General features: G+C 65.8%; 21 protein-coding genes. 13 read left to right on the forward strand and 8 right to left on the reverse strand.

From position 1 onward, the window contains the following. Positions 1 to 12: 12 nt before the first annotated feature. The gene (locus CH339_RS06800; protein ID WP_111433578.1) at positions 13 to 708 is read right to left on the reverse strand and encodes a FadR/GntR family transcriptional regulator; all 696 of its coding nucleotides are present in this window, start codon (positions 706 to 708) and stop codon (positions 13 to 15) included. 535 nt (positions 709 to 1,243) lie between these two features. On the opposite strand from CH339_RS06800, the gene CH339_RS06805 reads away from it, so the two are divergent. Next, positions 1,244 to 2,413, forward strand: a complete 1,170-nt coding sequence (locus CH339_RS06805; protein ID WP_111433579.1) for an MFS transporter — start codon at positions 1,244 to 1,246, stop codon at positions 2,411 to 2,413. A gap of 109 nt (positions 2,414 to 2,522) precedes the next feature. Here the strand turns inward: CH339_RS06805 and CH339_RS06810 are convergent, their stop codons facing one another. Continuing rightward, complete coding sequence (locus CH339_RS06810) at positions 2,523 to 3,404, reverse strand: LysR substrate-binding domain-containing protein (RefSeq protein ID WP_146610124.1); 882 nt, start codon at positions 3,402 to 3,404, stop codon at positions 2,523 to 2,525. A 174-nt stretch (positions 3,405 to 3,578) separates the two neighbouring features. Between CH339_RS06810 and CH339_RS06815 the strand changes: the two genes are divergently transcribed. The 5 genes from CH339_RS06815 to CH339_RS06835 all read left to right on the forward strand — a co-directional run bounded on the left by CH339_RS06815 (position 3,579) and on the right by CH339_RS06835 (position 8,981). Next, complete coding sequence (locus tag CH339_RS06815; RefSeq protein WP_111433581.1) at positions 3,579 to 4,772, forward strand: ABC transporter ATP-binding protein; 1,194 nt, start codon at positions 3,579 to 3,581, stop codon at positions 4,770 to 4,772. Further along, positions 4,769 to 5,734 (forward strand): carbohydrate ABC transporter permease, encoded by a 966-nt coding sequence (locus tag CH339_RS06820; protein WP_111433582.1) that lies wholly within the window; start codon positions 4,769 to 4,771, stop codon positions 5,732 to 5,734. Before CH339_RS06815 ends, CH339_RS06820 begins: the two co-directional genes overlap by 4 nt. Then, on the forward strand, positions 5,731 to 6,621 hold the full coding sequence (locus CH339_RS06825; protein ID WP_201240959.1) for a carbohydrate ABC transporter permease: 891 nt from the start codon (positions 5,731 to 5,733) through the stop codon (positions 6,619 to 6,621). Before CH339_RS06820 ends, CH339_RS06825 begins: the two co-directional genes overlap by 4 nt. A gap of 108 nt (positions 6,622 to 6,729) precedes the next feature. Next, the gene (locus CH339_RS06830) at positions 6,730 to 7,989 is read left to right on the forward strand and encodes an ABC transporter substrate-binding protein (protein ID WP_111433583.1); all 1,260 of its coding nucleotides are present in this window, start codon (positions 6,730 to 6,732) and stop codon (positions 7,987 to 7,989) included. A gap of 161 nt (positions 7,990 to 8,150) precedes the next feature. Then, positions 8,151 to 8,981 (forward strand): phosphodiesterase, encoded by an 831-nt coding sequence (locus CH339_RS06835; RefSeq protein WP_244669069.1) that lies wholly within the window; start codon positions 8,151 to 8,153, stop codon positions 8,979 to 8,981. 78 nt (positions 8,982 to 9,059) lie between these two features. On the opposite strand, the gene CH339_RS06840 is transcribed toward CH339_RS06835, so the two are convergent. The 5 genes from CH339_RS06840 to CH339_RS06855 all read right to left on the reverse strand — a co-directional run bounded on the left by CH339_RS06840 (position 9,060) and on the right by CH339_RS06855 (position 11,756). Next, positions 9,060 to 9,935 (reverse strand): aldo/keto reductase, encoded by an 876-nt coding sequence (locus CH339_RS06840; RefSeq protein WP_245408109.1) that lies wholly within the window; start codon positions 9,933 to 9,935, stop codon positions 9,060 to 9,062. 450 nt (positions 9,936 to 10,385) lie between these two features. Continuing rightward, a complete protein-coding gene (gene rpsU, locus CH339_RS06845) occupies positions 10,386 to 10,640 on the reverse strand; it encodes a 30S ribosomal protein S21 (protein ID WP_111433585.1) in 255 nt (84 codons plus the stop codon). A gap of 223 nt (positions 10,641 to 10,863) precedes the next feature. Then, positions 10,864 to 11,073, reverse strand: coding sequence for a cold-shock protein (locus CH339_RS06850; RefSeq protein ID WP_111433586.1), 210 nt, complete (start codon positions 11,071 to 11,073; stop codon positions 10,864 to 10,866). 274 nt (positions 11,074 to 11,347) lie between these two features. Continuing rightward, positions 11,348 to 11,500 carry a hypothetical protein gene (locus tag CH339_RS24610; protein WP_170138428.1) on the reverse strand — a complete coding sequence of 51 codons (153 nt, stop codon included), beginning with the start codon at positions 11,498 to 11,500 and terminating at the stop codon, positions 11,348 to 11,350. Then, complete coding sequence (locus tag CH339_RS06855; RefSeq protein WP_111433587.1) at positions 11,490 to 11,756, reverse strand: hypothetical protein; 267 nt, start codon at positions 11,754 to 11,756, stop codon at positions 11,490 to 11,492. Before CH339_RS06855 ends, CH339_RS24610 begins: the two co-directional genes overlap by 11 nt. Positions 11,757 to 11,860: 104 nt before the next feature. Between CH339_RS06855 and CH339_RS24275 the strand changes: the two genes are divergently transcribed. The 6 genes from CH339_RS24275 to arsH all read left to right on the forward strand — a co-directional run bounded on the left by CH339_RS24275 (position 11,861) and on the right by arsH (position 15,218). Continuing rightward, positions 11,861 to 12,097, forward strand: coding sequence for a hypothetical protein (locus CH339_RS24275; RefSeq protein WP_146610125.1), 237 nt, complete (start codon positions 11,861 to 11,863; stop codon positions 12,095 to 12,097). Positions 12,098 to 12,453: 356 nt separating this feature from the next. Then, entirely contained in the window at positions 12,454 to 12,765 is a 312-nt protein-coding gene (locus CH339_RS06860) for an ArsR/SmtB family transcription factor (RefSeq protein ID WP_111433588.1), read from the forward strand. A 14-nt stretch (positions 12,766 to 12,779) separates the two neighbouring features. Beyond that, positions 12,780 to 13,817, forward strand: a complete 1,038-nt coding sequence (locus CH339_RS06865) for a permease (protein WP_207189590.1) — start codon at positions 12,780 to 12,782, stop codon at positions 13,815 to 13,817. Positions 13,818 to 13,840: 23 nt separating this feature from the next. Further along, a complete protein-coding gene (locus CH339_RS06870; protein WP_111433590.1) occupies positions 13,841 to 14,077 on the forward strand; it encodes a thioredoxin family protein in 237 nt (78 codons plus the stop codon). Positions 14,078 to 14,080: 3 nt separating this feature from the next. Next, the gene (arsC, locus tag CH339_RS06875; RefSeq protein ID WP_111433591.1) at positions 14,081 to 14,503 is read left to right on the forward strand and encodes an arsenate reductase (glutaredoxin); all 423 of its coding nucleotides are present in this window, start codon (positions 14,081 to 14,083) and stop codon (positions 14,501 to 14,503) included. After that, positions 14,496 to 15,218, forward strand: coding sequence for an arsenical resistance protein ArsH (arsH, locus tag CH339_RS06880; protein ID WP_111433592.1), 723 nt, complete (start codon positions 14,496 to 14,498; stop codon positions 15,216 to 15,218). The genes arsC and arsH overlap by 8 nt, the downstream gene beginning before the upstream one ends. A 27-nt stretch (positions 15,219 to 15,245) precedes the next feature. Here the strand turns inward: arsH and CH339_RS06885 are convergent, their stop codons facing one another. Further along, entirely contained in the window at positions 15,246 to 15,956 is a 711-nt protein-coding gene (locus CH339_RS06885) for a response regulator (RefSeq protein ID WP_111433593.1), read from the reverse strand. A gap of 216 nt (positions 15,957 to 16,172) precedes the next feature. Between CH339_RS06885 and CH339_RS06890 the strand changes: the two genes are divergently transcribed. After that, complete coding sequence (locus CH339_RS06890; protein ID WP_111433594.1) at positions 16,173 to 18,485, forward strand: hybrid sensor histidine kinase/response regulator; 2,313 nt, start codon at positions 16,173 to 16,175, stop codon at positions 18,483 to 18,485. Positions 18,486 to 18,639 lie beyond the last annotated feature (154 nt).

Here is an 18,639-nt window from a genome sequence, read left to right on the forward strand (position 1 = left end):
AAACCGGACGGGTCACCGCTTCGACGAAGCGATGACGTCCTCCAATGCGTTGTTGAGATGTGTGGTCATCTCCACCATGGCGGCCTCCGCATCGCCGTTCCTGACGGCGTCGAGGATGCGGCTGTGCTCGACCATGGTCTTTTCGAGACGGTTCGGTATGTGCAGGCTGGAGATCCAGCCGTCGATCTGCGAGCGCACCAGCGAGCGGATGAGCGCGAACAGCACCTTGTTCCGGGTTGCCTGGCTGAGCAGCCGGTGGAACTCGCGGTCGTGGACGATCGTCTCGGCCGCATTGCCCTCATTGGCCGTGCGCAGCAGTTGCTCGTGGACGCAGGCGAGCTGCGCGATATCCTCGGGCGTCGCGTTGATCGCCGACAGCCGCGCGACCTGGGGCTCGATCATCAGGCGCACCTCGAAGTTCTCGCGTAGCGAGACCTCGTTGGTCTTCAGCCACTCGACGAAGGCGTCGAAGGACTGGCTCTCGCTGTCTGTGATGAAAATGCCCTTGCCGTGCTTCACCGAAAGCTGGCCGCGGGCTTCCAGAATGCGGACCGCTTCGCGGACGGACGACCGGCTGACGCCGAGGCGGGCCTTGAGGTCGTTTTCCGAATAGAACTTGTCACCCGGCGCAAAGCCGTCGTCCGCGATCATCTGCTTGATAGCGTCGACCGCACTTTCCGATAGTCTGATCCTGGTGACCGGTTCCATGCTGTCACCCCTCCCAGGCTACAAGCACGGTGAAGATTTTCTTGTTAACTTGTCTACTCATCAGACAAGTTGGCGTTTGTCACTGCGACGGATCGACCTTCGGCAACACCAGGCATGCGCGAGCGGCCGTGCGAAAGCGGACCGCGGGCCTCGGCGTGTCAGGGCTCCGGCAAGAGATCTCGAGCTGGGTGAGAGATTCTGCCGCAGTCCGTCGCAGCGCCGCGGCTCGACGGCATCGGGTGATCAATGCCGGGATATATGAGGCCGGCTCATCAGTCTTTGCGGCAAAGGGGCATAGTTCCCGGTCGGAGACGGGCTTATAAGTAAAAGCCCTAGGGCACGGTGCGCGTCATGCGCCCGTTGCCGTCGAACACCACGGACCATCCGCCTCCCAGGAGGGTCGTCGCCCGCCTCCCCGTCGCGACCGACCCATCGGCATCGACATCGGCAACAGGTCCCGCGGCATTCGGGCGGCGGGCAGGGCGCCGCGTCGCCGTGCGGGCCGGATGTGCTCCACCAGACTGGAAAAAAGACAATGGACGGGCATTCCCCGCTCTCTTCCGCGGCCTCGGCCCTGCCCCTGCTCGCCCTCGGCATCGGCTCTTTCGGGATCGGCACCACGGAATTCGCGCCCATGGGGCTGCTGCCGGCAATCGCATCGGATATCGACATCTCGATCCCGGCGGCAGGCCAACTCGTAACCGCTTACGCCATCGGCGTGATGCTGAGCGCCCCGGTGATGACGCTGCTGCTGTCGCGGTTCGACAGGAAGGCCGCGCTGATGGGGCTGATGGCGATCTTCGTTCTCGGCAACCTGATCTCCGCGGTCGCCTCCGGCTACTGGAGCCTGCTCGCCGGGCGCCTGATCACCAGCCTGTGCCAGGGCGCCTTCTTCGGCATCGGCGCGGTGGTGGCGACCAGCGTCGTGCCGCCGGAGCGGCATGCCAGCGCCGTCGCCACCATGTTCATGGGCCTCAGCATCGCCAATATCGGCGGCGTGCCGGCCTCGACCTGGATCGGCACCCATATCGGATGGCGCATGGCCTTCGCCGGTGCCGGCGCGATCGGCGTCGTCGCCATCGTCGCGGTTGCCCTGGCGGTGCCGTCCGAGGAAGGCGGCGGAAGCGCCAGCCCCTGGAGCGGCCTGAAGGCCCTCGGTCGCCCCCACATGCTATGGACACTGGTGACAACGGTGGCCTTCGCCGGCGGCTTCTTTGCGGTCTACACCTATGTCGCCCCGCTCCTGCACACGCTCGCCGGAGCGGACGACGCGTTCGTCATCCTGGTTCTGGTACTGATCGGGGTCGGGCTGACCGTCGGCAACTGGCTCGGCGGCCGTCTCGCCGACTGGTCGATCGACAAGGGCGCCGCGATAGGGCTCCTCGCCCTCGGCCTGTCGTCCCTGGCCCTGCCGGTTCTGGCCACCTCGGGCCCCGGCGCCGTGATCGGCTTCTTCGTTTGGGCCGTCGCGGCGTTTTCCTCCGTCCCGGCCCTGCAGGTCCGCGCCATGCAGGCGGCGACGGCCGCGCCGGGCCTTGCGGCCTCGTTCAACATCGCCGCCTTCAACTTCGGCAATGCCGTCGGTGCGGCCGTCGGCGGCGCGACCATCGGCTGGGGCCTCGGATATGGGGCGGTGCCCATCGCCGGCGGCCTCATCGTTCTGGCCGGCCTTGCGATCCTGTGGTGGCGCCGGGCCCCGGCCTGAGCCGCCCGGCACACGGTATGACCAGCGTTAGAGGAGCGGTGACGACGAAGGTGTTCGTTATCGGCGCAACGGTCGGCATCGACCATCGCCTGCTGTCGTCCCTCGGCGGTCATTCCGCGGACGGCGCTTCCTCGGCGAGGTCGATGAACTCGCGCACGGTCCGCAATTCGCTGCGGTCGGCGGCGGCGACAAGGCAGGTCCGGTAGCTCTCCGACAGCTCGCGGATCGGCCGCATCACAAGCTGGCCGGACGGATAGAAGCTCTCCTCCAGGAGAATGCCGACGCCGATCCCGTGCAGGATCGCTTCCTTGACCACCGGAAAGGTCGTCATCTCGATCATCCGCCTCAGCTGCAGCCCGTGCGCGGCAAGGCATTCGCCGACGATGCGCCGGGTCAGCGAGCCGGCTTCCGGCAGCACCAGCGGTTCGGTCTCCAGCTCGCGCAGCGAGATTTCGGGGCGCCCGGCGAGCGGGTGGTCGGCGCGCATATAGGCCATGTAGCGGACCCGTGCCAGCTCGACCGCGACGAGGTCGTCGGTCAGGTCCGGCTCGGTGATGACCGCAATATCGATCTCGCGTCGGCGCAGCTTGTCCATCGCCAGCGTCCAGCTTGCCAGCGTGAAGGTCAGCTTGACGTCGGGGAAGCGCCGGCAATAGCTGCGGATCAGCGGCAGTGCCGGCCGCGGTGCGTTGGCGACGACGTCGAGATGGCCGGCGGACAGCGTGCCGTAGGCGGCGATCTTTTCCGCGATGAGCTGCTCGGCGGTGCGCATGCGGTCCGACAGGGCAAAGAGCTCCAGCGCCGGCTTGGTCAGTTCCAGGCCGCCCCGCGTGCGCAGGAACAGTTGCGTGCCCATCTCCCGCTCCAGCCGGGCGACGTGCTGGGTCACCGCCGACTGGGTGATCCCGAGCACCTTTGCCGCTTTTGAAAAACTGCGTTCGCGGGCCGCATGGGTAAAGGCGGCGATCTGCGGCGAACTGACTTTCACCATGTCCTCCAAGGGCTTGCGTGCCGGTGCCCCGTCGCCGGCGGGTGCATGGGGCAGCCGGCGGACAAGCCGTGGTCCGGCCAGACATTAGTTCGGCTAATAACACTTCACAGGAATGTCAATCGTACTTGCTACCACACCGGCGATCGCAGCAACGGCGACAACGGATCGGACAGCATGGCAACCGTCACCCTTCGCAATATCCGCAAGAGCTTCGGCACCACGGAGGTGCTGAAGGGCGTCTCGCTCGACATCGCCGACGGCGAGTTCGTCTCGCTCGTCGGCCCGTCCGGTTGCGGCAAGTCGACCCTTTTGAAGATCCTCGCCGGCCTGGAACCCCAGAACAGCGGCGACGTCGCCATCGGCGGGCGGGTGGTCAACCACATCCGGCCGAGCCGGCGCGACCTTGCCATGGTGTTCCAGTCCTACGCGCTCTATCCGCATCTGACGGTCGAAGAGAACCTGATGGTGCCGCTGAAGCTGCGCCGCCTGAACCGGATGGAACGTCTTCCCGGCCTCGGCCACCTGATGCCGGGCCGCCGGCAGAAGATGCACCGCATCCGCGCCGTGGTCGAGGAGACCACCGAGACCCTGAAGATCGGCGATCTCCTGGCCCGCAAGCCCGGCCAGCTTTCCGGCGGCCAGCGCCAGCGCGTCGCGGTCGGCCGGGCGATGGTCCGAAAGCCCGTCGCCTTCCTGATGGACGAGCCGCTGTCGAACCTCGACGCCGCATTGCGCGTCCACATGCGCGCCGAGATCGCCGAACTGCATCGCGACCTTGCCACCACCTTCGTCTACGTCACCCACGACCAGGCCGAGGCGCTGACCATGTCGGACCGCATCGCGGTGATGATGGACGGCGAGGTGCTGCAGTTCGCCTCGCCCGACGAGGTCTATCACGATCCGGCGGACCTCCGGGTCGCCCAGTTCATCGGCTCGCCGAAGATGAACACCCTGCCGGGTGCGCTCGGCAGCGGCGGCGCCGTCTCCACGGTCGGCGGCTACACCTTCGCGCGCGCCTTCGACGGGCCGCCGCAGACGGTCACGGTCGGGCTGCGCCCGGAGCACCTGGCGATTGCCCCGAAGGCGCCGAACGGCCGCGCCATCCCGGTCACCGTCCGGCACAAGGAGAACCTCGGCTCCGACTTCTTCATTCACGCCAATGTCGGCGACACCGGCCACACCATGATCGTGCGCACCGAGCCGCACACGGCCCAGAGCCTGCCGCTGCAGGGCGCGGCCGAGATCTGGTCGGTAGAGGACCGGGCGGTGGTGTTCAGCAGCGACAACCGGCGCATCTATGCGAGCGACGAGCTGCGAGGGATCGGCGCGGCCGACCTCGCCCTCGCTCCGGCCGGGGCCGCGCAATGACGGGCCGGGCGCAGGCAAGGACGGTTCCCTATCTCTTCGTTGCCCCGGCGGTGACGCTGATGGTGGTCATCCTCTTAGTGCCGGTGGCCATTGCCGCGCTGCTGTCGTTCACCGACTACAGCCTCGGCAATGCGGACTTCTCCTTCGTCGGCATCGACAATTACGAGGATATTTTCAGCCGCCGCACCTACGCCAAGATGATCGCCTCGTCGCTCATTTATGTGGGCGTGGTGGTTCCTGCCTCCATCGGCCTCGGCCTCGGCTCGGCGCTGCTGATTTCCTCGCTGCGCTTTGCCCAGGACTTCTACAAGGCGGTGTTCTTCCTGCCGACCATGGCGGCGCTTTTGGCCATGGCGATCGTCTGGGAATTCATGCTGAACCCGACCATCGGCTCGGTGAACGCGCTGCTCTCGGCCGGCTGCGCCAGCCCGTTCTGGCACGGGCTCCTGTCCGGCGCCTTCCTTGGCGTCGACCCGGCGACGAGCTGGTACGGCAATGCCTGCGCCACCGGTTTTCCGCTCTGGCTCGGCGACCGCGCCTACGCACTGGGATCGCTGTGCTTCATCGGCGTCTGGCAGGCCTTCGGCTTCAACATGGTGCTCTACCTCGCCGGCCTGACCGCGATCCCGCGCGAGCTCTACCACGCGGCCGAGATGGACGGCGCGGCCTCGGCCTGGGACCGCTTCCGGCTGGTCACCTGGCCGCTGCTCGGCCCGACCACCGTCTTCGTCGTCACCATCACCACGATCCGCTCGTTCCAGGTCTTCGACTCCGTCGAGGCGCTGACCGCCGGCGGCCCGTCCAAGTCGACCTACGTGATGATGTACGCGATCTACGAAAAGGCGATCCGGCAGAACCTCATCGGCATCGGCGCGGCGATCACGGTGGTGTTCCTCATCTTCGTCATGGCCGTGACGCTGATCCAGCGCCACTACGTCGAAAAGCGGGTGCACTACTCATGATGCGGTCCGGAATCGGTGAAACCTTCAAGCACCTGGTGCTCCTGATCGGCGTCGTGATCGTCATCGCGCCGTTCTACATGATGGTCAGCTATTCGCTGAAAAGTCCCTCGGAGATCCAGACGAACTCGGGCGGGTTCGCCGGCAGCCAGCAGCCCTTCGTCGACGAGTATTGCGTCAAGCTCGGCAATCCCGAGACCGCGTGCACGGTGCGCCCGGCCGTCTACAACTACGTCACCGCGTTCTCCAAGGCGCCGCTGCTGCGCTACCTCCTCAACGGCGTCGTCGTCACCGTCTCGATCTTCCTGATCCAGGTCGTCGTCGCGCTGCCCTGCGCCTACGCGCTGTCGAAGCTGACCTTCTACGGCCGCGACGTGGTGTTCTCGCTGGTGCTGTTCTGCCTCTTGATCCCGGTCCACGCGATCGCGCTGCCGCTCTACATCATGCTGTCGAAGGTCGGCCTCATCAATTCCTACGCCGCTCTCATCGTGCCGTGGACGATCTCGGTCTTCGGCATCTTCCTGATGCGCCAGTTCTTCCTGACGGTCCCGGACGAGCTGATCGACGCCGCGCGCATGGACGGCATGAGCGAGTTCTCGATCGTCTGGCGGGTGATGCTGCCGACGGCGGTTCCGGCGCTGCTCGCCTTTGCCATCTTCTCGGTGGTCGCGCACTGGAACGACTATTTCTGGCCGCGCGTCGTCATCACCGGAAACCAGGATCTGTTCACCCCGCCGCTCGGCCTCCGCGACTTCCGGGGCGACCTCGACGGCAACGACTACGGTCCGATGATGGCGATCGCCACGGTGATCGTCACGCCGCTGGTGGTGGCGTTCCTGATCGCCCAGCGGCGCTTCATCGAAGGCATCACGCTGACTGGCATGAAGTGACGCGCCCCGCCCGGGCGCACAGAAAATCGGCCGTCATCGGCGGCTGAACGACGAGACCCTGACCGCCGGCAAGCCAATCAGGGTCTCTTTACAGCGAAGGAGCAACACATGAAGCGTTTGACGATCGCTGCAATCCTTGCAGCCGCCCTGTCCTCGACTGCGCTCGCGGAGGACAAGGTCACCATCGAAGTCGGCTATCCGTATTCGGCCCTGTTCGATGTGACGTTCGAGAAGATCATGCCGATGTTCAACGAACAGTACCCTAACATCGAGGTGAAATTCCGGGCAACCTACGACGACTACGAGGACGGCACCAACACGGTGCTGCGCGAGGCCGTCGCCGGCACCCTGCCGGACGTCACCATGCAGGGCCTCAACCGCCAGGCGATCCTCGTCGACAAGGGCATCGCCCGCTCGCTCGAGCCGTTCATCGCCAAGGAGGCCGACTTTGCGAAGGACGGCTACCACCAGGCGATGCTCGACCTCGGCACCTTCGATGGCGCGGTCTACGGCCTGCCCTTCGCGGTGTCGCTGCCGGTCGGCTACTACAACATGGACCTGATGGCCAAGATCGGCATCACCGAGGCCTCGCAACTGCCGAAGACCTGGGACGAGGTCGCCGACAACTGCAAGAAGTTCCACGAGGCCGGCATCGAGAACCCGCTGTTCTGGGGCTGGAGTATCACCGGCAACTGGTTCCTGCAGGCGCTTATGTGGTCGCAGGGCGAGCCGATCCTGAACGCCGACGGCAGCGTCAACTTCGACGGCGAGGCCGGCCTGACCGCCTTCAAGACCATGCACAAGCTGTTCCGCGAGTGCCACATGAAGAACCTGTCGGGGACCGAGGCCGGCCTGCCCTTCGCGGCCGGCGAAATCGCCATGTACTACTGGTCGACCTCCTCGGTCGGCGCGATCGAGCGCACGAAGGGCGATTTCCCCCTCGTCACCCACGAGTTCCCGGGCATCGGCGAAGCGCCGAAGGGCCTGCCGGCCGGCGGCAATGCGGCGATGCTGGTCTCGACCTCGGACGACCCGGCCCGGCTGCAGGCGGCATGGACGTTCCTGAAGTTCATCACCTCCGGCGTCGGCGCCTCCGTCGTTGCCGAGACCACCGGCTACATGCCGCCGAACAAGGCCGCCAACGACCTCCTTGCCGACTTCTACAAGAACAACCCCAGCAAGGAGACGGCGGTGCGCCAGGCCGACCTGTTGAAGGACTGGATCGCCTATCCGGGAGACAACGGCCTCGCCATCACCCAGGTGATCTATGACGGCATCGAGGGCATCGTCACCGGCGAGAACGACGACATGGAGGAGTTGCAGCAGGAACTGGTCGAGGAAGTCTCCGACCTGCTGCCGAAGAAGTAGGCCGCGCCTGCGCCAGCGGAACAAACGACAACGGGGCCGGCCGGATTGTGCCGGCCCCGCACGCTGACGCGCCCGCGCTCCTCTTCGCCCCCTTGACCGATCCTCCGACCGTCGATTGACCGGCGGGTTTCCGCCCGCACGACATGGAATGAACTGCCGTCATGCCGATGAAGCTGCTGCACCTCACCGATATCCATCTCACCACGCCGGGCCAGACCATCGCCGGCCGCGACTCCAATGCCAATTTCGAGGCGGCCGTCGCCCATGCGCTGGAGCATCATCCGGACGCCGAGCTGATGGCGATTACCGGCGACCTCTCCGACTGGGGCGACCGCGAGGATTACGAGCGTCTGCGGGTCCTGATCGAGCGCATTCCGGTGCCGGTGGCGCTGTGCATCGGCAACCACGACGACCGGCCGACCTTCCTTGAGGTGTTTCCGGAATATGCAGGGGAGGGGGGATTCGTTCAGACGGTCCATGAGACGTCGGCCGGGCGCTGCCTGTTCCTCGACACCTGGGGGCCTGAGACCCATGAGGGCCACTATTGCGCCGCCCGGCAGGCCTGGCTGGAAGGACAACTGGCGGCGAGCGAGGGGCCGGTGTTTCTCTTCATGCACCACAATCCGGTGCCGACCCATGTCGCGCCGCTCGACGAGATCCGCCTCAAGGACGACGCGGCGTTCCGGCAGATCGTCGCCCGCCACAGGGACAAGGTCCGGCACATATTTTTCGGCCATTGCCACCTGCCGGTGACCGGCTCGGCCGGCGGCGTGCCGGTGACGAGCCTGCGCGGCACCAACCACGCCGGCTTTGCCAATTTTCCCGAAACCGCCCTGTTGACCGGTTCCGACCTGCCGCCCGCCTACGGCGTCGCCTTCGTCGCCGACGACTACGTCACGGTGCACATGGTCGAGTTCGGCCATGACGGCAAATTGTGGGCCGAGAACGCGCCCGACTATGCCAGTTGGAACCGGGCGACCATGGTGCGGTGAGGGGAGGGACCGGAAGGCGCTCCGGCGCATGGGGCGATCGCCGGCGGCAGCTGCCAGCGATCGAAGGGTGCCGTTGCCTTACACCTTGCCATAGACCGGGAAGACGCTGGCATCGCCGTAGTCCTTGATCGGCTCGGCATTCTTCAGCGTTTCCATGTCGGCGCCGGAGATCTCGAAGTCGACGGCCGCGTTGGTCTTCATATGCTCCGGGTTCGCCGTCTTCGGCAGGGCGACGAGGCCGAGCTGGAGGACGTAGCGGATGCAGAGCTGCGGGACGCCGACGCCGTATTTCTCGGCGAGCGCGCCGATCTCGGCATTGTTCAGGATCTTGCCGTGGCCGATGGGCGAATAGGCCTCGATGAGAACGTCCTTGCCCGTGGCGTAGTCGATCAGGTCGAACGGCGTGTTGCTGACATGGGCGAGGATCTGGTCGACCATCGGCGTCACCGAGCCGTTGTCGATCAGGTTGTCGAGGTCCTCCTTCTGGAAGTTCGACACGCCGATGGAGCGCAGCTTGCCCGCCTTATAGGCCTCTTCCAGCGCCCGCCAGGCTTCCGCATTGCCGGCGAAGTGGTGATCGTCGCCGTGGAATTCGGCCCAGGGCTTGGGGCTGTGGATGATCATCAGGTCGATGTGATCGAGGCCGAGCGTCTTCAGCGAGCCGTCGATCGCCGCCTTGGCGCCCTCATAGTCCTTGATCTCGGCGGCAAGCTTGGTCGTCACGAACAGTTCGTCGCGCGCGACGCCGCAATTGCGGATGCCGTCGCCGACGCCGTTCTCGTTGCCGTAGGCCTGGGCCGTGTCAATGTGGCGATAGCCGAGTTCGACGGCCGTGCGGACGGCGTCCGCGACCGCGCCGTCGTCGATCATCCAGGTGCCGAGCCCGAGCTTCGGGATCTCGACGCCATTGGCAAGGGTGAAGGTTTCTTTCAGGATCATGTGACTGTCTCTCATCTGGGGCGGCTTCTGACCGCGTGTCGTGCCGGATCGGGCAGGCCCGCTGCCTGCGTCACGCCGGACCGTCTGGCCGGGACGCGGCATTGGAACGTTCACGGCCGCCGCGCGGCGCGTTCGGGAACAGCGCGGCAGCGACGCGATGCGATGCGAAGCGGACGCGATGCCCGCCGGATCCATGACCTGCAATCTAATGCAGTCGGACCGGCCGGATAATCGCGTCAAAACTGATTTGATTTATGAATGCTGAACATAAATGGCGGGGCATCGCCGGAAACGGCAATAGATGCACCGGCCTTCGGGGGCGGCGCCGGGGACAAGCCCTGGCGTCCGCCGCGCCCGCAGTCAGAGAACGTCTCGTCGAAACGAATTCACCAGACGGTCTCTATCCGTGTGTTCTTGCGCGTGTCTTTTTCCCAAAACCGGTTCCCGCTTTCGCGAGACAGGCTCTTAGGAAGCGCCGCCGGCCCGTCGTGCCGGAGCTTTCTTCTTGCGTCCGGGGATGAGGCCTTCGCGCTGCGCGAGCTTGCGCGCTGCCTTGCGGCCGCGCCGGATCGCCTCGGCCTTTTCGCGCGCACGCTTCTCGGACGGCTTTTCATAGGCGCGACGGGCCTTCATTTCGCGGAAAAGGCCCTCACGCTGCATCTTCTTTTTCAAGACGCGAAGGGCCTGGTCGATGTTGTTGTCTCTGACGAGGATCTGCAAATTTCATCCTAACTTTGGTAAGCACTGCCGGAGCAGTCCGGTGGCGGCCACCGGGCCGGCGTCCGGCCGTCGCGTCCGGACCCGAGGGCCGGGACGTCGACCATTTGCGCGCCAAAGCCGCGACTTCTACTGCGCGGGCGCGCCGGTGAGATGAAGCCGCAGCCGCCAAGGCAGGCCGCGGCCTCGATATCGCAACGAGAGCCCCGAAGGGCTCTCTCGCGAACTAGACGAGCTCGATCGTGCTGACGGCGGTCTTGCCGTTGCGCGAATCGACTTCGGTCTCGAAAGAGACCTTCTGGCCGTCGCGCAGGCCCGAGATTCCGGCCCGCTCCAGCGCAGTGGCGTGGACGAAGACGTCGCGCTCGCCATTGTCCGGCTGGATGAAGCCGAAGCCCTTTTGGTCATTGTAGAACTTAACGATTCCCGTAGTCACGGCGTACCCTTTTCGATTTCGAATACAGTCTGCATATGAACTGGCACACGAGGCTCGCGGCCAATTTCCGGATGTCTGTGTTTTGGAGAGAAAGTCTGAAACGAGCGCGCTCCAATAGAATGGAGCGAAGCGACCCAGCCGTCCGGCCAAAATCCGTATCGCCTAAATAGGGCCGTTTGGCGCATTTCACAAGCTCGGACTGCGGCGTCGGCCCGTTGAGGCCGCCAGATGGCGCCGCGCGGCGGTGCGCCCGCGCCATTCCCGGCGAAATTCCTCACTCCCGCGCGCCGTCCTGTTCGGCCTCGTCGGTCGTTTCTTTTCGTGCCTCGGATTTCTCTGCCTTGGCCTGAAGCCGCTCGGCCTTCTTGGCCGCTTTCGACTTGTCCCGCTCGGACCGTTCAAATCTGTAATTCGGTTTACGTGGCATCGTCGGCCTTTCCCGGTTGCCGCTTCAGGGGGTAGGTGCTGCTGTCGTAGATCTGGCGGATTTCCTCGCGCCGGAACCGCTCCCCATTGACTTCGAGAATGGCGCCGTTCAGCCGGACGGCGGACAGCTCTTCGATGGAATAGCGCACCGCCTCGGCGAGCGAGTCGAACCGCCTGTAGGTCATCGCATTCTGGCCGACGCGGCGTTTGCCCGTGGTGTAGAGTTCGGCCGGATCAAGAAAATTGAAGCTCGTCATCGTTTCCGCCGGCCCGTTCTGTAAGGCCGCCTCCTGTGTGTCGTAGCATCGCGCCCGCGCGGCACGCCAGATGCCCGTAAGGTCGCGCGAAGACGGCCCGGAACGTGCGGGCCCGGCAGGGATTGCGCCTGTCGCGAATTGTCGTTCCCTGTGACGGCCAGGCGGCGCGTGTCGATGTGCCGGAAAGTATGACCGCCTGGTTTTTCCGCGCCCACATGACCGGGCGCAGCCTTTCAAGAAAATATCTCGTAAAAACAACGCCCGGCGCGCCGGATGGATCGCGCAAAAACGAGAAAATTCTTCTTATTGATGGACCGCAGACCGCGAAAAGTCAAGATTGACGGGCTATTGCGAAATTGTCCGACAGGGAAACTTCATGTTTTCCTGCTTGGCAAACGGCACGTCGAAAAAATATTTTCGATCTGCAATCGAAAATCGGTGCCTGAACTGTTCGGGACACGGATCGAGCCCGGTCCAAGCGCGCCCGACAGGGCCCGGCCGCGGCGGAAGGGCGACGGAGCGCGCGGCCGGCGAATGTGCTCTGCCGCATATGCCCGGCCGACCATATGCGGCAGAACGCCGCCCATCCCTCAAAAAACCGCTGGGTTATGGCTTTTCCATTGACCGCCCGACCCGTCCGTATATGCTTTTGACGACATATGACTGTGGATCGACAATTCCAATTGGCTTTCTTGATATGAGCACGATCGAGCAGGTGCTGTCCGCCCTTGCAAACCCCGTTCGCCGGGAGGCGATGCGGCTGTTGATGGACGGCCACGAAATGTGCCTGTGCGAATTCATGGACCGGCTCGGCATCGCCCAGTCGAGCATGTCGCGCCACATGACGGCGCTGAAGACTGCCGGCCTGGTGATCGACCGCCGCGATGCCCAGTGGGTGCGCTACCGGCGCAACGCCAGTCTCGATCAAGGCTATAAAGTCGTGCTGGAGGCCGTGCTGGCCGCGCCGGAGACGGCACGAAGCGTCGTCGGCGGAAGGAGCGCGGCGTGAGCACCGTCGACCTTCTGCCGACGCGGCCGTCGCCGCGAACCGGGCTCTGGCTCGCCGGCACCGCGCTCTTCGTCGTTGGGTGGGTCCTCGTCTATTCCCAGCTTGCGCCGTTCGCCGCATGGGCCGTGTCGCTGCTGCCGCTTGAGCCTGGCAGCCACGCATACGAGGCCGCCGCCTTCTTCCTCTACGACGCGCCGAAGGTGCTGCTGCTGCTGACACTCGTCGTCTTCGCAATGGGCATTGTGCGCAGCTTCTTTTCCGCCGAGCGCACCCGCGCTCTGCTCGCCGGCCGGCGCGAGGGCGCCGGCAACGTCGCGGCGGCAACGCTCGGCATCGTCACGCCCTTCTGTTCCTGTTCGGCCGTGCCGCTGTTCATCGGCTTCGTCTCGGCCGGCGTGCCGCTCGGCGTCACCTTCTCGTTCCTGATCGCCGCGCCGATGGTCAACGAGGTGGCCGTCGGGCTGCTCTTTGCCCTCGTCGGCTGGAAGATCGCGCTCGCCTATCTCGGCTTCGGCCTCGGCGTCGCCATCCTTGCCGGCTGGGTCATCGGCCGGCTGCACCTGGAGCATTGGCTGCAGGACTGGGTCCGCAACGTGCGGGCCGGAACCGCCGAGCTTCCCGCCAACGAGTTGACCGCCGTCGACCGCATCAAGGCCGGCATCGACGCGGTGCGGGACATCGTCGGCAAGGTCTGGAAGTGGATCATCGTCGGCATCGCCGCCGGCGCCCTCATCCACGGCTACGTGCCGGCCGGCCTCCTTGCCGAGATCATGGGCCGCGAGGCCTGGTGGTCGGTGCCGGCCGCCGTCGTCCTCGGCGTGCCGATGTATTCCAACGCTGCCGGCATTATCCCGGTCGTCGAGGCGCTGATCGGCAAGGGCGCGGCGCTTGGCACCGTGCTCGCCTTCATGATGAGCGTGATCGCCCTGTCGCTGCCGGAGATGATCATCCTGCGCAAGGTGCTGACCGTCAAACTGGTGGCGGTGTTCGTCGCCGTCGTCGCGACCGGCATCCTGGCGGTCGGGTTCCTGTTCAACGCCGCCTTCGGATAGGCAAGAGACCGGAGAAAGAACGGATGAAAGAGGTCAAGGTCCTGGGGCCAGGCTGCAAGCGCTGCGAGACCACGGCCGAGATGGTGCGCACCGAGGCGGACCGGCTCGGCATCGACGTCACCGTGGAAAAGATCACGGACTACGCGGAGATCGCCGGCTACGGGGTCGCCTCGACGCCGGGCATCGTCGTCGACGGCAAACTCGTCCATGCCGGCGGGCTGCCGAAGCCCGACGACCTTGCCAGATGGCTCAGCGCCTAGCCGATGGCCATCGTCATTCACCACAACCCCGACTGCGGCACCTCGCGCAACGTGCTCGCCACCATCGAGGCGGCCGGCTACGCGCCGGTCGTCATCGAATACCTGAAGGAAGGCTGGACCCGGCCGCAATTGCTGGCCCTCTTTGCCGCCGCCGACATCACGCCGCGCCAGGCGCTGCGCACCACCAAGTCGCCGGCAAAGGAGCTGGGATTGCTCGATCCCGCCGCTACCGACGAGGCCCTGCTGGACGCCATGCTGGCGCACCCGGTGCTGGTCAACCGGCCGATCGTCTGCTCGCCGAAGGGCGTGCGCCTCTGCCGGCCGAGCGAGACCGTGCTCGACCTCCTCGACCGGATGCCGCCCGGCCCGCTCTACAAGGAAGACGGCGCAATGATCCTCGACGCGGAAGGAAACCGCGTTGGCTGACGCGTCCGATCCCACCCCTCAGCTTGACGAAGCGGCGTTTCGCGAGATCGACCCGGAACGGCTTTTCGCCGTCGGCCGGTCGACCCACAGGCCGCGCATCCTGCTGCTCTACGGATCTCTGCGCACCCGTTCCTTCTCGCGCCTGGCGACGGAGGAGGCCGCCCGCATCCTGCAAAGGCTCGGAGCGGAGACCCGGACCTTCAATCCCTCGAGCCTGCCGCTGCCGGACGATGCGGAGACAGACCATCCGAAGGTTCAGGAATTGCGCGACCTCGCCATGTGGTCGGAGGGCATGGTCTGGTGCTCGCCGGAACGGCACGGCTCCATGACCGGCATCATGAAGGCGCAGATTGACTGGATTCCCTTGGCGCTCGGCGCCGTGCGCCCGACCCAGGGCAAGACCCTTGCCGTCATGCAGGTCTGCGGCGGCTCGCAAAGCTTCAATGCCGTCAACCAGCTTCGCATCCTCGGGCGCTGGATGCGCTGCATCACGATCCCGAACCAGTCCTCGGTGCCGAAGGCATTCCTGGAGTTCGGCGACGACAACCGGATGAAGCCGTCCGCCTATTACGACCGCATCGTCGATGTGATGGAGGAACTGGTGAAGTTCACCCTCCTGACCCGCGACGTGGCGCCCTATCTCGTCGACCGCTTCAGCGAGCGCAAGGAGAGCGCCGAAGAGCTGTCGCGCCGGGTCAACCAGAGGGCGATATAGAGACCGCGTGGCCGGCCCCGGTCGTCCTTATCCCGCGCCGGAAAAGGCGTAGCCGACCCCGTGCACCGTCTTGACGTAGCGCGGGTTGGCCGGGTCGTCCTCGATCTTGCGCCGAAGCCGCATGATGTGGACGTCCACCGAGCGGTCGCCCACATAGGAGGCCCGGCCGCGGGCGATGTCGAGGAGCTGGTTGCGGCTCAGCACCGCCCCGGGATGCTCCATCAGCGCGGCGAGGATATCGAACTCCGCCGTCGTCAGGCCGGCGTCGAGGCCGGTCTCCCGGTTGACGAGGACGCGCTGGACCGGCTTCAACGCCCACGGGCCGAACGCCTGCTCCGCGTTGGCGGTGCTCTCCTGCGCCTCATGCTCCGGCGCCCGGTAGCGCCTCAGCACCGACTTGATGCGGGCGGCGAGCTCGCGCGGCTCGAAAGGCTTGGTGACATAGTCGTCGGCACCGAATTCCAGCCCGATCACCCGGTCGAAGGCCTCGTCGCGAGCCGACAGCACCACGATCGGCAGGTTCGAGCGCCGCCGCAACTCCTGGGTCAGTTCGAACCCGTCCCGGTCCGGCAGGCCGATATCGAGGATGACGAGGTCGACGGGCGCTGCCTCGAACGCCTCCAGCATCGCCTCGCCCGTGGCCACCGTCGTCACCCGGTAGTCGAGCTTGGTCAGATAGCGCTGCAGGAAGTCCGTGATCTGCGGATCATCGTCGACGACGAGGATATGGTCGGCCATTCAGGTGTTTGCCCCTTTTACGCGCATTGTATTCGATGATTGCGCGCTTTGGTCGTGTTGCCGGCAGGCTTGCATTTCCGCCCCGTCTTGCGAGGATAACCGCAGCCGGTGAAATCCGGCAAAGGATTTGGCGAGCCCGCCGGGCGGGTCCGATACCTTCAGCGGCATTCGCGTGCGACGCATGCGATCCTTTTGCGATCCACGGAAGGAACCGGCATGGCCTGGCTGTCCCTTGTCGCCAATCGGCGCCTGCGCTCGCTTCTGATCGTCGGCGGTGCCACCTTCCTCCTGGCCTCGACCGTGCTGCTCGGCCTCTATCTCGGCCTTGAGACCAACCATCGCCTGCAGGCGATCAAGACAAGCTGGGTGCAGTTTTCCGAGGAAGCCGACCGCAAGGGCGCCTGGATCAGCGAGATCCGCGGCCTCATGGGCTATGGCGGTATCATCCATAACTTCAAGAATTACGTCCTGCGCAAGGATGAGGCCTATCTCGACCGGCTCGAAGACCAGCTCGTCCCGTTCCATTCCGCGATGCGGGCCTATCGGGAGAGCCTGCCGCCCGGCGAGGAACGCGATGCCCTTGCCACGATCGAGGAGACCATCCGCCGCTACGAGGCGAAGATCCCGATCGCCCGCCAGGCCGACCGCGAGAACTGGCCGGTGACGGAAACCGACCGGCTGGTCAAGGTCGACGATACGGCGGCGATCGCGGCGCTGGCCCGGCTGGAGGCGATCTGGACCGCCAAGCGCACCGACGCCACCCGCGATATCGTCACCGCCGTTGCCGAGGGCGAGCGGCTGATCACTATCGGTTTCATGTTCCTGTCCGCGCTCGGCGTCGTCGCCCTGGTGCTGATCGGGCTCCTCTTTGCGCTGCTTCGCGAACTGCAGGCAACGGTCTTGCGCCTGACCGAGGAACTGTCGGAGCGGCGGCGCGCGGAACAGGCGGAACGCAAGCTCTCGCGTGCCATCGAGCAGAGCCCGGCGACCATCATCATCACCGACACCGACGGGCGCATCGAATACGTCAACGCCAAGTTCGAGACCCTGACGGAATACTCCCGCGCCGAGGTCATCGGCGAGACGCCGCGGATGCTGCGCTCCGGCAACACGGCCGACGAGACCTACCGGCGCCTGCGCGTGCAACTGCTGTCCGGCAAGGAGTGGCGCGGCATCTTCCGCAACCGCAAGAAGTCCGGCGAGCACTACTGGGTCGAGACCACCATCCTGCCGCTGAAGGACGATGACGGCCAGATCATCAACTTCATCAGCACCGGCGAGGACATCACCGAAAAGCGCCGCGCCCGCGAGCAGATCGCAAGGGTCCAGAAGATGGAAGCGGTGGGCCTGCTCGCCGGCGGCATTGCCCACGACTTCAACAACATCCTGACCTCGATCCTCGGCAACCTGCACCTGGCCCGCCTCGATGCGCCTGAAGACGGCAGCCTCGACGAGGAGCTGGAACACGCCGAACTCGCCGCCAAGCGCGCCCAGAGCCTCGTCAAGCAGCTCCTGACCTTCGCCCGCCGCCAGCCGGCGACGCCGACGCGCCTGCGCCTCGGCGAGGCGATCGAGGAGGACGTGCGGTTGCTCAGGGCCTCGATCCCCGTCAATGTCGGCTTCGACGTGCGCATTGCCGATCCCGACATCACGGTGATGGTCGATCCGAGCCATCTGCACCAGGTGATGATGAACCTGTGCCGCAACGCCGCCGAGGCGATCGGCACGGCCAAGGGAACCATCGCCATTACCGCCGAGACGTCGGGCCGGCCCGATCCGGACCCCGGCGACCACGAGGCCGATACCGCGGTCCTCGTCGACAGCCTGCCCGCCGATTGCGACCGTTGGGTCCGGCTCAGCGTCGCCGACGACGGACCCGGCATGCCGGACGACGTCGCCTCCAGGGTGTTCGAGCCGTTCTACAGCACAAAACCCGTCGGCAAGGGCACCGGCCTCGGCCTGTCCATGGTGGCGACGCTCGCCCGCGAGATGGGAAGCCGGGTGACCCTTCGGACCCGGCCGGGAGAGGGGGCGGTGTTTTCCCTCTACCTGCCGCAATGCGAGGCCCTGGCCATGGCCGAGAGCCGCAACGCGGCGCTGCCCGGAGGCCGCGAGCGCCTGCTCCTCATCGACGACGAGGTCGACGTCGTCTCCACCTATCGCCGCATCCTCATCCGCCTCGGCTACCAGGTCGAGGCCTATACCGAGCCAAGGGTCGCCATGGCCGCCTTCGCCGCCGTGCCTGGCCGCTTCGATGCAGTGGTGACCGACATGGTGATGCCGGAAATGTCGGGCGAGGAGGTGGTCGAGGAGGTGCTGCGTCTCAGGCCCGACTGCCCGGTGCTGATCGCTTCCGCCTATCACCCCGAAACGCCGGGCGAGGCGGCCGGGCGCCACGTGGCGTTCCTGGAAAAGCCGGCGGATCCGGCGGTCTTTGCCCGCACCCTGCGTGCCCTCCTCGATGAGGCCCAGGGACCTGGCGATGCTTCCGACCCGGCGGCCCCGCGGCTCCGGCGAAACCGCCCGTAACACTTTTTAACAATTCGGCGGCGCGCCGGAAAAACCGGCGTTACATGCAAGACCTAGCATAACTTCCGTTGCCTCCCCCCGCAGCAGCAGGCGCCTGGCGGCGGATCGTCGTCTCTCCGGAACGCTCTCAAAATGTTCCGAAAAGCCGCCAGGT

It is taken from the genome of Rhodobium orientis (genome assembly GCF_003258835.1).
Taxonomy (GTDB): domain Bacteria; phylum Pseudomonadota; class Alphaproteobacteria; order Rhizobiales; family Rhodobiaceae; genus Rhodobium; species Rhodobium orientis.